This is a genomic window from Streptomyces sp. SAI-135 (genome assembly GCF_029893805.1).
Taxonomy (GTDB): Bacteria; Actinomycetota; Actinomycetes; order Streptomycetales; family Streptomycetaceae; genus Streptomyces.
Genome location: NZ_JARXYP010000002.1, coordinates 3,759,608 through 3,773,764, shown reverse-complemented (window position 1 = coordinate 3,773,764; position 14,157 = coordinate 3,759,608). Strand labels below are relative to the sequence as shown.

The 14,157-nt window shown below is 70.1% G+C and carries 10 protein-coding genes; 4 read left to right on the top strand and 6 right to left on the bottom strand.

From position 1 onward, the window contains the following. Positions 1-6 precede the first annotated feature (6 nt). The 6 genes from M2163_RS21490 to M2163_RS21465 all read right to left on the bottom strand — a co-directional run bounded on the left by M2163_RS21490 (position 7) and on the right by M2163_RS21465 (position 8,196). Positions 7-1,011 carry a LacI family DNA-binding transcriptional regulator gene (locus M2163_RS21490; protein ID WP_280894757.1) on the bottom strand — a complete coding sequence of 335 codons (1,005 nt, stop codon included), beginning with the start codon at positions 1,009-1,011 and terminating at the stop codon, positions 7-9. Further along, positions 1,011-3,260 carry an alpha-xylosidase gene (gene yicI / locus M2163_RS21485; RefSeq protein ID WP_280894756.1) on the bottom strand — a complete coding sequence of 750 codons (2,250 nt, stop codon included), beginning with the start codon at positions 3,258-3,260 and terminating at the stop codon, positions 1,011-1,013. Before yicI ends, M2163_RS21490 begins: the two co-directional genes overlap by 1 nt. A 13-nt stretch (positions 3,261-3,273) precedes the next feature. Then, positions 3,274-4,098, bottom strand: coding sequence for a carbohydrate ABC transporter permease (locus tag M2163_RS21480; RefSeq protein ID WP_280851179.1), 825 nt, complete (start codon positions 4,096-4,098; stop codon positions 3,274-3,276). Next, entirely contained in the window at positions 4,095-5,036 is a 942-nt protein-coding gene (locus M2163_RS21475; protein ID WP_280851180.1) for a sugar ABC transporter permease, read from the bottom strand. The genes M2163_RS21480 and M2163_RS21475 overlap by 4 nt, the downstream gene beginning before the upstream one ends. Next, positions 5,033-6,325 (bottom strand): extracellular solute-binding protein, encoded by a 1,293-nt coding sequence (locus M2163_RS21470; protein ID WP_280894755.1) that lies wholly within the window; start codon positions 6,323-6,325, stop codon positions 5,033-5,035. Before M2163_RS21470 ends, M2163_RS21475 begins: the two co-directional genes overlap by 4 nt. Positions 6,326-6,945: 620 nt before the next feature. Continuing rightward, entirely contained in the window at positions 6,946-8,196 is a 1,251-nt protein-coding gene (locus M2163_RS21465) for an MFS transporter (RefSeq protein ID WP_280894754.1), read from the bottom strand. A gap of 113 nt (positions 8,197-8,309) precedes the next feature. Between M2163_RS21465 and M2163_RS21460 the strand changes: the two genes are divergently transcribed. The 4 genes from M2163_RS21460 (at position 8,310) to M2163_RS21445 (ending at position 14,007) form a co-directional block, all read left to right on the top strand. Then, positions 8,310-9,305: a LysR family transcriptional regulator gene (locus tag M2163_RS21460; RefSeq protein ID WP_280894753.1), complete on the top strand. Its 996-nt coding sequence runs from the start codon at positions 8,310-8,312 to the stop codon at positions 9,303-9,305. A 156-nt stretch (positions 9,306-9,461) separates the two neighbouring features. After that, positions 9,462-10,592, top strand: coding sequence for a hypothetical protein (locus M2163_RS21455; RefSeq protein WP_280894752.1), 1,131 nt, complete (start codon positions 9,462-9,464; stop codon positions 10,590-10,592). Continuing rightward, positions 10,592-12,793 carry a glycosyltransferase gene (locus M2163_RS21450; protein ID WP_280851185.1) on the top strand — a complete coding sequence of 734 codons (2,202 nt, stop codon included), beginning with the start codon at positions 10,592-10,594 and terminating at the stop codon, positions 12,791-12,793. Before M2163_RS21455 ends, M2163_RS21450 begins: the two co-directional genes overlap by 1 nt. Continuing rightward, positions 12,790-14,007, top strand: a complete 1,218-nt coding sequence (locus M2163_RS21445) for an acyltransferase (protein ID WP_280894751.1) — start codon at positions 12,790-12,792, stop codon at positions 14,005-14,007. The genes M2163_RS21450 and M2163_RS21445 overlap by 4 nt, the downstream gene beginning before the upstream one ends. Positions 14,008-14,157: the final 150 nt, after the last annotated feature.

Genomic DNA, 14,157 nt, shown 5'->3' with positions numbered 1-14,157 from the left:
TGCCCCTCACACCACGGCCCGAGCCCTGGTACTCGCCCGTTCCGTCATCCGCGGTGGCAGCAGGGTCGACTCCGGTACGGCCGTTCCGTTCAGTTGCTTCATCAGGAGGTCCACGGCCCGTGCGCCCAGGTCCTCCGACGGCAGTGTCACCGACGTGATCGGGACGCGGGCCGACTCGGCGAGTTCGTCGGGGCAGATCGCGGTGAGGGAGAGGTCGGACGGGACGCGCAGGCCCAGTTGTTCGAAGGCGTCGAGCAGGGGCTCCAGCAGGGCCTCGTTGTGGACGACCACTCCCGTCAGCGCGGGCTGTTCGCGCAGGAGGCGTTCGGCGGTCGCGCGGGCCGCGTCCGGTTCGCAGGGGAGGACCGTCGAGGACATGCCGGCCCGGTCCGCGGCGGCCGTGAAGCCCTGGACCACCCGTTGGGCGAAGGCCGTGCGGCGGACGTAGACCTCCGGCGGGGAGCCGACCAGGGCCACCGTCCGGTGCCCCAGCCGAGCCAGGTGCTCCACGCACGCCTCGCCCGCCGCCCTGAAGTCGAGGTCGACGCAGGTCAGACCCTGCGAGGAGGCCGGGAAACCGATCAGGACCGACGGCAGGTCCAGCGTGCGCAGCAACGGCAGCCGGGGATCGTCCAGTTGCACGTCCATCACGATCAGCGCGTCGACCAGAGCCGTGTCCGCGACCCGGATCAGCCCGTCCTCGCCCTCCTCCTGGGTCAGCAGCAGCACGTCGTGGTCGTGGCGCCGGGCCGTCGTCACCACCGACACCGCGAACCGCATCACGGTCGGGACGTGGATGCCGGTCCGTAAGGGCACCACCAGCGCCAGCACGTTGGAGCGTCTGCCGGCCAGGGCGCGGGCGCCCGCGTGCGGACGGTAGCCCAGCTCGCGGATGGCGTCCTCGACCCGTCGGCGGGTCTCCTCCGAGATCGGGCGCTTGCCGCTGAGGGCGTAGGAGACGGTGCTGGGGGAGACCCCGGCCCGCCGCGCCACATCGGTGATCTTCACCATCAGCCCAGCTCCAGGGAGAGGAAGCCGGTGCCGGCCTGCGCCCGTGCCGTTCTGTCCCCGGCCGCCAGGCTCCAGGGAGCCGACGGGTCGGCGCAGGACGCCCGCAGTGTGTCCCCTTCGCGTACGACGGTGAAGGCGACCTCGCCGACCCGTACCGTGACCTGCTCGCCCCGGGCCAGGCCGTACGCCCGCAGGGTCACCCCGTCGGCGTGGTCGTAGTCGGGCCGGTCGTCCACCGCCCCGACCGGCAGCACCGCGCCCGGCCGCACCAGCAGCGGCACGCTGGTGAAGTCGTGCTTCTCGCGCACCCAGCGCGGACCGGTGACCGTCCCACCGGTCACGAAGTGGGTCCAGGTGCCCTCGGGGACGTAGTACGAGACCTCCCCGGAGTCGTTGAAGACGGGCGCCACCAGGAGGTCCGGGCCGAGCATGTACTGCCGCTCCAGATGCGCGCACCCGGGGTCGTCCGGGAACTCCAGGACCATCGCCCGCATCACCGGCACGCCCTCGGTGTGGGCGGTGCGCGCGGCCTCGTAGAGGTAGGGCATCAGGCTCAGCTTGAGGCGGGTGAAGTGCCGCAGCACGTCCACGGACTCCTCGTCGAACAGCCACGGGACGCGGTACGACGAGCTGCCGTGCAGGCGGCTGTGGGAGGAGAGGAGTCCGAAGGCGAGCCAGCGTTTGAAGAGCGCCGGGGTCGGGGTGCCCTCGAAGCCGCCGATGTCGTGGCTCCAGAAGCCGAAGCCGGACAGGCCGAGGGACAGGCCGCCGCGCAGGGACTCGGCCATCGACTCGTAGGTCGCCTCGCAGTCGCCGCCCCAGTGCACCGGGAACTGCTGGCTGCCCGCGGTCGCCGACCGGGCGAAGAGGACCGCCTCCTGTTCGCCGCGGTGCTTGCGCAGCACGTCGAAGACGGTCCGGTTGTAGAGGTAGGTGTAGTAGTTGTGCATCCGCTCGGGGTCGGAGCCGTCGGACCATTCCACGTCCAGCGGCACCCGCTCGCCGAAGTCGGTCTTGAAGCAGTCCACGCCCTGCGCGAGGAGCGCCTCCAGCTTGGCCGCGTACCAGTCGCGGGCGGCCGGGCTGGTGAAGTCGACCAGGGCCATGCCCGGCTGCCACAGGTCCCACTGCCAGACGCTGCCGTCCGGGCGCTTGAGGAGGTGGCCGAGCGCCTTGCCCTCGGCGAACAGCGGGGACCGCTGGGCGATGTACGGGTTGATCCACACCGAGACCCTCAGGCCCCGCGCGTGCAGCCGGGCGAGCATGCCCTCCGGGTCCGGGAAGACCCGCGGGTCCCACTGGAAGTCGCACCAGTTGAACTCGCGCATCCAGAAGCAGTCGAAGTGGAAGACGGACAGGGGCAGTTCGCGGTCCTTCATGCCGTCGATGAACGACGTCACCGTCTCCTCGTCGTACGACGTCGTGAAGGACGTCGACAGCCACAGGCCGAAGGACCAGGCGGGCGGCAGGGCCGGGCGGCCGGTGAGGGCCGTGTACTTGCGGATGATCTCCTTGGGGGTGGGGCCGTAGATGACGTAGTACGTCAACTCCTGTGTCTCGGCGCTGAACTGGACCCGTGACACCGCTTCCGAGCCGACCTCGAAGGAGACCTTGCCGGGGTGGTCGACGAAGACGCCGTAGCCCGCGTCCGTGAGGTAGAACGGGACGTTCTTGTAGGCCTGTTCGGTGGCCGTGCCGCCGTCCGCGTTCCAGATGTCGACGACCTGGCCGTTCTTGACCAGCGGCCCGAAGCGCTCGCCGAGCCCGTACACCGAGGTTCCGACGGCCAGGTTGAGCTGCTCGCGCAGGTAGTGCCCGCCGGACGCGTCCCGCAGGATGCCCATGTTCTTGGTGCCGCTGCTGGTGAGGACCCGGCCGTCGGCGAGGAAGTCGACCTGCCAGGGCCCCGTGCGGGCGAACCGTACCGACAGGGCGCCGGAGGTCAGGGTCGCGGAGTCCTCGTCGGACCCGGAGTGCGGGGTGAACTCCTCTTTCCTGAGCTCGAACTCGGGACGGTCCGGCTGCTCGCCCTCGAAGTGGGTGAAGGTGATGCCGATGACGTCGGGCATCGGGGCGTGGGCGCTGATCGTCACGACCGGTCCCTTCAACAGGTCGCCGCGGTGGCGGATGGGCTGGGACGGCGCGTGGATCTCCAGCCCGCCGTCGGAGGCGACGACCTCGTGGACCACGGCCGGATGGTCCGCGGTCACGCCCTCGCGCAGCAGCCAGTAGCCGTCGGTGAACTTCATCTGTGGGGGGTCCTTACTTCACGGCACCCACGGCGATACCGCGGGTGAGGGTTCGCTGGAAGACGAGGAAGAACACGAGCGCGGGGAGCACGCCGAGCAGGGCGGCCGCGTTGGTCATGGTGGCGTCCATCAGACGCTGGCCCTGGAGGACGCCGAGGGCCACCGACACCGTCTGGTTGTCGTTGGAGATCAGCATGACCAGGGGGAGCAGGAACTCGTTCCAGGTCCAGATGAAGAAGAAGACCAGCAGCACACCGAGGGTGGGGCGGCTGACCGGGACGACGATCCGCCACAGGACCTGCCACTTGTTCGCGCCGTCGATCCGGGCCGCCTCCAGGATCTCGCGGGGGAACTGGCCGAGGACCGCGGAGAGCAGATACGTGCCGAAGGCCGCCTGGATCACCGTGAACACGATGACCACGCTCAGCCGGGTGTCGTAGAGGCCGGCCTCCTTGCTCAGGTAGTAGACGGGGTAGACCAGCGCCTCCTGCGGAAGCATGTTCGCCAGCACGAAGAAGGCGAGGACCCAGGTGCGGCCCTTGATCCGGCCGATGCCGATGGCGTAGGCGTTGAGGACCGACAGGATCACGGCGAGCACCGCCACCGAGCCGCTGATCAGCACCGAGTTGACGAGCTTGCGGCCGAAGTCGACGCGGTCCCAGAAGTCCTTGATGCCGTCGGTGTAGAAGCCGTCGGGAAGGCTGAGGGGGCCGTTCTGGGCGTATTCGGCGGGGGACTTGAAGGCGTTGACCGTGACGATCAGGAACGGCACGATCATGAACAGGGCCGCGATGCACAGGGCGATCAGCACCGGGTAGCGGCGCAGGGCGGTGGTCATGCGTCGGTCCTCTCCTGGAGCCGCAGACCGATCAGGGAGAGCGCGAGGATGATGACGGTGAGCACGGTGGAGATCGCGGCGCCGTAGCCGACCTGCGTCTTCTCGAAGAACGTGGTGAAGGAGAAGTAGGAGGGCACGTTCGTGGCGCCGCCCGGTCCGCCCTTGGTCAGGACGTACACCGCGCCGAACACCTTGAGCGCGGCGATCGAGCACCAGGTCAGGACGACGTAGATCTCCGGGCGGATCTGCGGCAGCGTGATGTGCCAGAAGCGGCGCCACCAGCCGGCGCCGTCCAGCTCGGCGGCCTCGGCCAGCTGGGGGTCGGCGCGTTGCAGGCCTGCCATGAAGACGACGAGCGGGAAGCCCAGTTGGACCCAGACCATGACGCCCATGACGCTGTAGAGGGCGAGGTCGGGGTCGCCGAGCCAGTCCTGTCGCCAGCCGCCGAGGCCGATCGCGTCGAGGAGCGCGTTGAGGGAGCCGTTGTCGGGGGCGAGGATCCAGCTCCAGACGATGCCGGCGACCGCGATCGGCAGGACCTGGGGGAGGTAGAAGCAGGCCCGCAGGACGGCGGCGATCCGGGTGCCGAAGTGCTTGCCGACGTGGTCGAACAGGGCGGCGGCGAGGACCAGCCCGAGGGCCGTGGGGATCGCCGCCATCGCCACGACCATGAACAGGCTGTGCCGGAACGACGCCCAGAACTCGGAATCGTCCACCAGCTCGCGGTAGTTGGCGAGCCCGGACCAGGTGGGCGAGCCCACGCCCTGCCAGTCCGTGAAGCTCACGTACGTGTTCATCACGAACGGCAGGACGATGACCGCGAGGAAGGCGAGGGCGCCCGGGAGGAGGAAGAGGGCGTAGGAGTCACGGGGGCGTGGGGGCTTCGGTGCCGTGCTCTTGCCGGCCGCCCGCGCCCCGCGTTCGACGGTCACCGTCATTGCTTCGGCGCGCCCTTGTCGTAGGCCTCCTGGAGAGCGCTGAGGTAACCGTCGGGCTTCTCGCTGCCCGTGATCAGCTTCTGGGTCTCGGAGACGAGGACGTCGTAGAAGCCGGGGACCGGCCAGTCGGGGTAGAAGGCCAGGCCGTCGTTCTTGGAGAGGGTGTTGAAGTCGTCGATCAGGGTCTTCGACTGAGGATCGGTGATGGCGGAGGCATCAGCCGCGACCGGGACGCCGCCGGAGTTGCCGAGCAGGTTCTGGATCTTCTTCGACATGGTGATGTCGATGAAGTCGTAGGCGAGGTCCTTGTTCTTCGAACCGTGCGGTACGACCCAGAGGTTGCCGCCGGAGCCGAGGGTGAGCCGGGAGTCGGGCCAGCGGAACGTGCCCCAGTCGAACTTGTTCTCCGCCTTGAAGCGGCCGTACCACCAGCTGCCGGAGAACAGGATCGGCGCCTTGCCGGAGGTGAAGGAGACACCGGCGGCCTCCTCGTTCTGACCGCTGGAACTCTTGCTGAAGTAGCCCTTCCGGACCCAGTCGGCGAAGGTGTCGGCGCCGTAGGTCCAGGCCGCGTCGTGGAAGTCGGTCTTCCCCTTGTAGAGCTGGTACGAGTCGACCCAGGCGCGGTCGGCCTTCGAGAGCGCGAGCTGGTAGAGGTACTGCTGGGCGGGGTAGGCGGCGCCGCCGTTGGCGAGCGGGGTGACCTTGTTCTCGACGAACTTGTCCATGGCGGCGGTCAATTCGGCGAGGGACTTCGGCTCGGCGACGCCGTACTTCTTGAAGAGGTCCTTGTTGTAGTAGACCAGCGTGTACTCGGCGTAGTTGGGGACGCCGTACCACTTGCCGGAGCCCATCACGCCGTTGGTGTCGTAGAGGCTGGTGGTGCGGACGCTGGGACTGAGTGCCTTGTCCCAGCCGCGCTCGGCCGCCTGTTCCGTGAGGTCGGTCAGCAGGCCCTGCTTGGAGAGCAGGCCCGCGGTCGCGTTGCCCTTGTTGTACTCCATGAGGTCGGGCGCGTCCGAGGAGTTGAGGACCATCGGGGCGGTCTTCTGTATCTGGTCGAAGCTCTTCTCCTCGAACTTCACCTTCACGCCGGGGTGCGTGGCCTCGAACTCCTTGATCGCCGCGTTCCAGGCGATGCCCATCGCGCTGTCCGGGCCCTCGTAGTGCCACAGCCGCAGTGTCTTCCCGTCGGAGGACCCGCCGTCCGAGTCCCCGCAGGAGGTCATCAGCAGCGATCCCGTCAGGACCACCGCCGTCACCACCACACGCCTTCGTGCCGTCAACATCCCGTACCTCCGGGGAGTCGGATGGTCGCTTCGGGCGGGGCGCCGCGCAGGGGTCGTCGTTTCGACTCGATTCGACGACGCCAGTCGAAGCGCTTCGACACGGGAACGTATGTGGGGGCTCTGGGGGGCGTCAATGGTTTGTACGGGATCAGGTGAAGCGATTCGATGACGTGGGGTGGGGAGGGAGTGGGTGCGGCAGGAAGATGCGCTGCGACTGTCCGGTGGCGTTCCGGTCGGACGGGCTGGTCATGCTTCGGCGGCGTCATCCGCGTGAGCGCGGTCGTCACGGCCGCCGTGGCACCGCCCGGGAGACGTGCTGCAACTGTCCGGCCGCCGACCCGGCTCCCGCCCAGCGGCCAGGCTCGGCGGCACCCAGGTGGGGTGGTCATCGGGGCCGTCGCTGCTGCTGTGCCCGGTCGTCGGCGACGGTGATCCGCCCTCTCAGTCACCGGCCGTGGCTGGGCTGGGGCCCACGGCGACCGGGACCACGCGGATGACCGCACCCACCTGGAGGAGACCGACCCCGCCCCGACGGGACACCGGCCACGGACCGTGCCGCCACGACAGACAGCGGTCCCAGTGGGCGCGGTCGTCGGTTCGTGTTCCGCCGGGCCGGGGCGTCATGGGCTCGTCGGTCTTCTCCAGGTGAGCGCGATCATCAGGGCCGTCGCCGCTGCCGTGGTCGGGATGCCGTAGCCCGCCACCGGCGACAGGTGCTCCACCGTCCAGCCGCCCGCCGCGCTGCCGCAGGCGATTCCGCCGAGCAGGCCGGTCACGGCCAGGGTCATGCCCTCGTTGAGGTGGCCGGGCGGGGTGCGGCGCTGGATCAGGGTCATGCCGGTGACCATGGTCGGGGCGGTCGCCATCCCGGCGATCAGGAGCGTCACCGCGAGGACGGGCAGGGAGCCGGTGAGGGACGCGGCCAGCAGGGGGAGGGTCAGCAGGGCCGTCATGGCGGCTATGCACCACACGTAACGGTCCGCCACGGACCCCGTCCCGGTCCGGCGCACCGCCCCGTAGACCAGCCCCGCCGCGCACGAACCGGCCGCCTGGAGCGCGAGCACGACCCCCGCCGCCGAGCGGTGTCCCTGCGCGTCGGCGAAGGCGATGGTGACGACCTCCAGGGAACCGAACACGGCACCCATGACCAGGCAGACGGCAAGCAGGGGCGGTACGCCGGGCACGCGCAGCGGCGTCCTGGAAGGGCCCCGCCCCCGCACCGGCGGCTCCGTCGAACGCTGTGCCGTGAACACCAGCACGCCCGCCACCAGCAGCACCACCCCGGTCAGCGTGCCCGCCTCCGGGAAGAACGCCGTGCACAGGAAGGCCGCCAGGACCGGGCCCAGCATGAAGCACGCCTCGTCCACGGCCTGCTCGAAGGAGTTGGCGACATGCAGCGACCCCTCGTCGCCGTCGAGGAGATGGGCCCAGCGGGCACGGGACATCCCGCCCAGATTGGGGGTCGTGGCGGTGGCGGCGTACGAGACGAAGAGCGTCCACGCCGGAGCGCCGAGGCGGACGCACAGCAGCAGGGCGAGCGAGCCGAGGGCGGCGAGCACCGTGGCCGGTACGGCGATCTTGGCCTGTCCGTGTCGGTCCACGAGCCGCGCGGTCCACGGGGCGACGACCGCCGTGGCGGCGAGGCCGGTCGCGGTGACGGCGCCGGCGAGGGCGTACGACCCACGCGTCCCCGCGATCATGACGACCGCGCTGACGCCGAACATGCCCATGGGAAGCCGGGCGAGAAGGTTCCCGATGGTGAACGCCCTGGCCCCCGGGGTGGCGAGAAGACGGCGGTAGGGACCCGGGGCCCGGCGACGGCGCGGTCCCCGCGGGCCGAAGTCGGCGATGACGAGCGCGTCCGCGGTCATGGTGAACAACGTTCGTTTCGGTGGCGGCATGCGCCTACCATCGCGTGGAGACGATCAAGGGGTCCAACACCTTCTCCGTACCGATTCACGCACCCGTGTTGTAAGTTCGCCCGATGTCCGCGCCAAGGCCGAGCCCCGGCCCCCGCCCTCACCACCTCGACCCCCGGCTCCTGCGCGCCTTCCTCGTCGTCGCCGAGGAGCTCCACTTCACGCGCGCGGCGGCCCGGCTCTACGTCGCCCAGCAGGCGCTCAGCCGTGATGTGCGGCGGCTGGAACGGGAGTTGGGCACGGAGTTGTTCGTGCGCACCACCCGCCAGGTGACTCTGACCGTCGACGGCGAGCGCCTGGTGCCGTACGCCCGCCGGGCCCTGGACGCCCAGGACGAACTGCTCGCCGCCCTCTCGCAGGCCCGCCCGCTGCTCGTGGACCTGAACTTCCCCGACCAGGCCACCGCCCGCGCCGTACTGCTGCGGGCCCGGGAACTCGCCCCCGACCAGGAGCTGATGGCCCGCTACGAGAGCGGGCTGACGGGTGCGGCGGGGGAGCTGCTGGCCGGTCGCCTCGACGCGTCCTTCGGCCGGTTCGCCGGTCTGGACCCGGCGCTGCGGGCGGGCCTGGACCACCAGCCCGTGCGCTACGAGCCCATGGCCGTAGTACTGCCCGAGGACCATCGGCTGGCCGCCCTGGAACGGGTACCGCTGGCCGCTCTGGAGGGCGAGACCGTGTACGCGGGGGCCGGAAATCCGCGCACTCCGGAATGGACCGATCTCGCTCGTCGGCTGTTCGAAGGACGGGGCATCCGGATCGCCCCGCCGGCCCCGCTCGCGGTCGGCGACGAGGAGTTCCAGCGGATCATGGCGAAGACCCGCAACCCGGTTCTCGCCGTCCTGGATTTTCCGGCCATGCCCGCCACCGTGCTGCGTCCGCTGGTCGACCCGGTACCGCTGTCGCCCGTGTCGTTGGTGTGGCGCAGGGGCTTGGTGCATCCGGCCTTCGACGCCCTCCGCCGTGCCGCGATCGAACTGTCCGTCGAACATGGCTGGCTTCGTCGGCCCTCCGATGGATGGATTCCAGCCACCGATGAGGCCGATATGAACATCCACAAATGACACGTGGCAAACACACATCCTCCGTGTGCGCTACATTCGTGACCTGAGCACGGTGTGGTAAGGGGGGCGCTCGGACCGGGTGGGGGCTCGGTTCAGCCGACGTGTGCTCAAGGTCGAATGCGCGCCCAGATCAGCCCGTGGGGGATGTGCGTGCGCGTGAAAAAGTGGCGGGAAGACGCCCAACCGGAATGGCCCGAGGTTGCATCAGGCACCCAGGACATATCCCTGACGGGGGGTTCCACCCAGACGTTCCCGGAAACCGGAGACCCCGGCTCGACCGGTGCGACCGGTGCGACCGGTACGACCGGTACGACCGGCTCGACCGGCACCGAACAGGCGGGAGCGGTAGGGACAGCGGGTGCGGCCGCCTTCGCCGGCTTCGCCGGAACGGCCGGGCAGAGCGACGACCCGGACTTCCCGGGAGCCCCGACAGCCGACCGCGACGGGGACCTCCCCGAGCCGCCCGGCCGCCGAGCCGTCGTACGCGATCCCTGGGACGAGTCCGGCAGCGCTGACGGCGGCACCCACGACCCGCACGAGGTGACCGTCCAGCTCGACGCGATCAGCCTGAACGGCCACGACCGTATCGAGGGCCGTCCCGGAGGCGACGGCGGATCCGAGTCCGAGGGCCCCGTCTTCGTCGACGAGTCGGGCCGGCGCAGCCGACGCTTCCGCCGGATCGGCATCGCCGTCGGACTGGCCTGCGCGGTCTACGCCGTCGTCATCGTCGTCACCCTGCTGTCCGGCAACTCCAACGCGCCCTGGCTCCCCGTGAACGGCCCGAAGGACGACGCCCCGGCCGGCCAGGTCGACACCAGTCCGATGCCGGCCGAGTCCACCGAGCCCTCCGCCGACGCGGGGGTGATCCCCGGGACCACCCCGACGGTCGGCGGCGGGGTGACACCGGCTCCCGGAGTCAGTGGCACCGCGCCCGCCGCCGGCGTGAGCCAGGCCGGGCCGGGCACGTCCGCCGACCCGTCGGCCACCGCCGGCCGACCGGGCGGCAACCCGTCGGCCAGCGCCGATCCGTCGACCCAGCCGACGCAGTCGGTCACCCCGCCGCCCAGCGCCTCGATCACCCCGCCCGCCACCACCAGCCCCGACCCCTCGGTCGCCCCGACCCAGACCACGGGCGGTGGCAGCGCCGGACCCGGCACGGTCGCCGACGGCCCGGCCGACCCCTCGCCCATCGCGTCGGAGACGTCCCGGACATCCGCGCCCGGCACCTCCGCCCCGGCACCCTCCGACGCCCCGCTCTCCTCCCCGTCCCCGGAGTACATCCTCTGATGGCATCCCGCACCCGCCGCCCGGGGGCCGCACCAGGAGCCCCCGGTGCCTCCAGGCGCCGTCGCCTGCCCATGCGCCTGCTGCTGCCCGTGCTCGTCCTCGTCGCGCTCATGGCGATGCTGATGCTGCGCGGCTACGTCCACAGCGAGATCCTCGCCGACCACCGCATCCAGCCCGAGGCCTCCTCCGACAAGGTGCCGGAGAAGATCATCGACGGCGGCCCGGTGATCGACACCCGCAGCGGCAAGGCCACCAGCCTGAGGATGCCCGACCACCGGATCGTCCTCACCTTCGACGACGGTCCCGACCCCACCTGGACCCCCAAGGTCCTGGACGTCCTGAAGAAGCACCACGCACACGCGGTCTTCTTCGTCACCGGCACCATGGCCTCCCGCTACCCCGACCTGGTCCAGCGCATGGTCGACGAGGGCCACGAGATCGGGCTGCACACCTTCAACCACCCCGACCTGTCCTTCCAGTCGAAGAAGCGCATCGACTGGGAGCTCTCCCAGAACCAACTCGCGCTCGCCGGCGCGGCCGGTATCCGCACCTCGCTCTTCCGGCCGCCCTACTCCTCCTTCGCCGACGCCATGGACAACAAGTCCTGGCCGGTCACCGAGTACATCGGCACCCGCGGCTACATCACCGTCGTCAACAACACCGACAGCGAGGACTGGCAGAAGCCCGGAGTCGGAAAGATCATCAGCAACGCCACGCCGAAGAACGGCAAGGGCGCGATCGTGCTGATGCACGACTCCGGCGGCGACCGCCACCAGACGGTCCAGGCGCTCGACCGGTTCCTGCCCGACATGGCGGACAAGGGCTACGAGTTCGACAACCTCACCGAGGCCCTCGACGCGCCCACCGCGCACACCGCGGTCGCCGGACCCGAACTGTGGAAGGGCAAGGCGTGGATCTTCCTGGTCCAGGCATCCGAGCACATCACCGACTTCCTCGTCGTCGGACTGTCGATCATCGGCTCCCTGGTCATCGGCCGTTTCGTCCTCATGCTGCTGCTCTCCGGCATCCACGCCCGCCGGGTGCGCCGCAAGGACTTCCGCTGGGGAGAGCCGGTCACTCAGCCGGTGTCGGTGCTCGTCCCGGCCTACAACGAGGCCAAGTGCATCGAGAACACCGTCCGTTCCCTGATGGCGAGCGAGCACCCCATCGAGGTGCTCGTCATCGACGACGGTTCCAGTGACGGCACCGCCCGGATCGTCGAGGCGATGGGCCTGCCGAACGTCCGGGTCGTCCGCCAGCTCAACGCGGGCAAGCCCGCCGCCCTGAACCGCGGTCTGGCGAACGCCCGTCACGACATCATCGTGATGATGGACGGCGACACCGTCTTCGAGCCGTCCACCGTCCGCGAACTGGTCCAGCCCTTCGGCGACCCGCGCGTCGGAGCCGTCGCCGGCAACGCCAAGGTCGGCAACCGGGACTCGCTGATCGGCGCCTGGCAGCACATCGAGTACGTGATGGGCTTCAACCTCGACCGGCGGATGTACGACGTTCTGCGCTGCATGCCGACGATCCCGGGCGCGGTGGGAGCCTTCCGGCGCTCCGCCCTGGAACGCGTCGGCGGCATGAGCGAGGACACCCTCGCCGAGGACACCGACATCACCATGGCCATGCACCGGGACGGCTGGCGCGTGGTCTACGCCGAGAAGGCGCGCGCCTGGACGGAGGCACCGGAGTCCGTCCAGCAGCTCTGGTCCCAGCGCTACCGGTGGTCGTACGGCACCATGCAGGCCATCTGGAAGCACCGGCGCGCGCTGGTGGAGCGGGGCCCGTCGGGCCGCTTCGGCCGCGTGGGTCTCCCCTTGGTCTCGCTGTTCATGGTCGTGGCCCCCCTGCTGGCCCCCCTGATCGACGTGTTCCTGCTCTACGGCGTCGTGTTCGGCCCGACCGAGAAGACGATCCTGGCCTGGCTGGGCGTCCTCGCCATCCAACTGGTCTGCGCCGCCTACGCGTTCCGCCTCGACCGGGAGCGCATGACCCACCTGATCTCGCTGCCGTTGCAGCAGATCCTCTACCGCCAGCTCATGTACGTCGTGCTGCTCCAGTCCTGGATCACCGCCCTCACCGGGGGCCGCCTGCGCTGGCAGAAGCTGCGCCGCACGGGAGTCGTCGAGGCACCGGGCGGACCGGTGCCGAGGCAGCGGACAGGCAGTGAGAGCGACGAGCGGAGGCCGGTCGGATGACGCAGGAGTACACAGCGGGGCTTGATGTTCCGGCGCCCGAGGCGGATGCGAGGAAGCCCGGCCGGGACCGGTACCTGGACCTCCTCCGCTCCCTCGCGCTGGTCCGCGTCGTCCTCTACCACCTCTTCGGCTGGGCGTGGCTGACCGTGCTGTTCCCGTCGATGGGCGTGATGTTCGCGCTGGCGGGCTCGCTGATGGCGCGTTCGCTGAACCGCTCCGCCCTGAGCGTGATCAGGGGCAGGATCCGCCGCCTCCTGCCTCCGCTCTGGGCGTTCAGCGCGGTGGTACTGCCGTTGATGTTCGTCGGCGGCTGGAAGCTCTCGGAGGACCCGGACCACAGCGGCACCTGGGGCCTGCTGGAGCTGGTGAACTACGTCGTCCCGATCGGGGCGCCGCCGTACCCGTGGGAGGTCGGCTTCCCGAACGACCTGCTGGAGAGCACGTGGGCGGACCAGGCGGTGGGCCCGCTGTGGTACCTCCGCGCGTATCTGTGGTTCGTGCTGGCGTCCCCGCTGCTGCTGTGGGCGTTCCGCAGGGTGCCGTGGGCGACGCTGCTGGCACCGCTGGCGCTGACGGCGGTCGTGGGCACGGGACTCGTGACCATCCCCGGTGAACTGGGCAACGCGGTCACCGACTTCGCGGTCTACGGCAGTTGCTGGGTCCTCGGTTTCGCGCACCACGAGGGGGTGCTGGCGAAGGTCCCGCGCTATCTCGCGGTCTCCGGGTCGTTCCTGGTGATGTCCTTCGCCCTGTGGTGGGCCTCCGGCCACCTCGGCCCCGAGGGCTGGGACCTGAACGACATCCCGCTCGCCCAGGCGGCCTGGTCCTTCGGTTTCGTGGTCATCCTGCTCCAGTACTCCCCGTCCTGGCAGGAACTTCCGGGCCGCCTGGCACGCTGGGACAAGCTGGTGACCCTCTCCAACAACCGTGCCGTCACGATCTACCTCTGGCACAACATGCTCATCATGGCCACGGTCCCGATCATCGACCTCGCCTACGACCTGCCCTTCATGCAGAGCGACCGCGCGGTCGCGGCCCTCGACTCGACGGACACGCTGTGGATGTTCTTCCTGGTGTGGCCGCTGATCGGGCTGGCGATCCTGACGTTCGGGTGGATCGAGGACCTGGCGGCGAAGAGGAGCCCCAGACTGTGGCCGAACGGGGTGAAGCGAGGGCGCGCGAAGCCGCGGGTGAGCGCCGGGCACCGGGCCTGACCGAGTTCGAGGCGATCTCGCAAGGCAAGTGGATCGGCTTCGGCCCGGACGCCCGCGAGCGCGTCCCGGCCGCACGGAGCGGCTTCAAGGGCGGCTGCCTGAGCAGGCACCGGTTCTCACCTCCGGAGTGACCGCAGCGGAGCTTTCCGT

Coding starts and splice junctions, on each gene's coding strand:
- M2163_RS21490 (WP_280894757.1), bottom strand. CDS start 1,011: ATGGTGAAGATCACCGATGTGGCGCGGCGGGCCGGGGTCTCCCCCAGC.
- yicI (WP_280894756.1), bottom strand. CDS start 3,260: ATGAAGTTCACCGACGGCTACTGGCTGCTGCGCGAGGGCGTGACCGCG.
- M2163_RS21480 (WP_280851179.1), bottom strand. CDS start 4,098: ATGACCACCGCCCTGCGCCGCTACCCGGTGCTGATCGCCCTGTGCATC.
- M2163_RS21475 (WP_280851180.1), bottom strand. CDS start 5,036: ATGACGGTGACCGTCGAACGCGGGGCGCGGGCGGCCGGCAAGAGCACG.
- M2163_RS21470 (WP_280894755.1), bottom strand. CDS start 6,325: ATGTTGACGGCACGAAGGCGTGTGGTGGTGACGGCGGTGGTCCTGACG.
- M2163_RS21465 (WP_280894754.1), bottom strand. CDS start 8,196: ATGACCGCGGACGCGCTCGTCATCGCCGACTTCGGCCCGCGGGGACCG.
- M2163_RS21460 (WP_280894753.1), top strand. CDS start 8,310: ATGTCCGCGCCAAGGCCGAGCCCCGGCCCCCGCCCTCACCACCTCGAC.
- M2163_RS21450 (WP_280851185.1), top strand. CDS start 10,592: ATGGCATCCCGCACCCGCCGCCCGGGGGCCGCACCAGGAGCCCCCGGT.
- M2163_RS21445 (WP_280894751.1), top strand. CDS start 12,790: ATGACGCAGGAGTACACAGCGGGGCTTGATGTTCCGGCGCCCGAGGCG.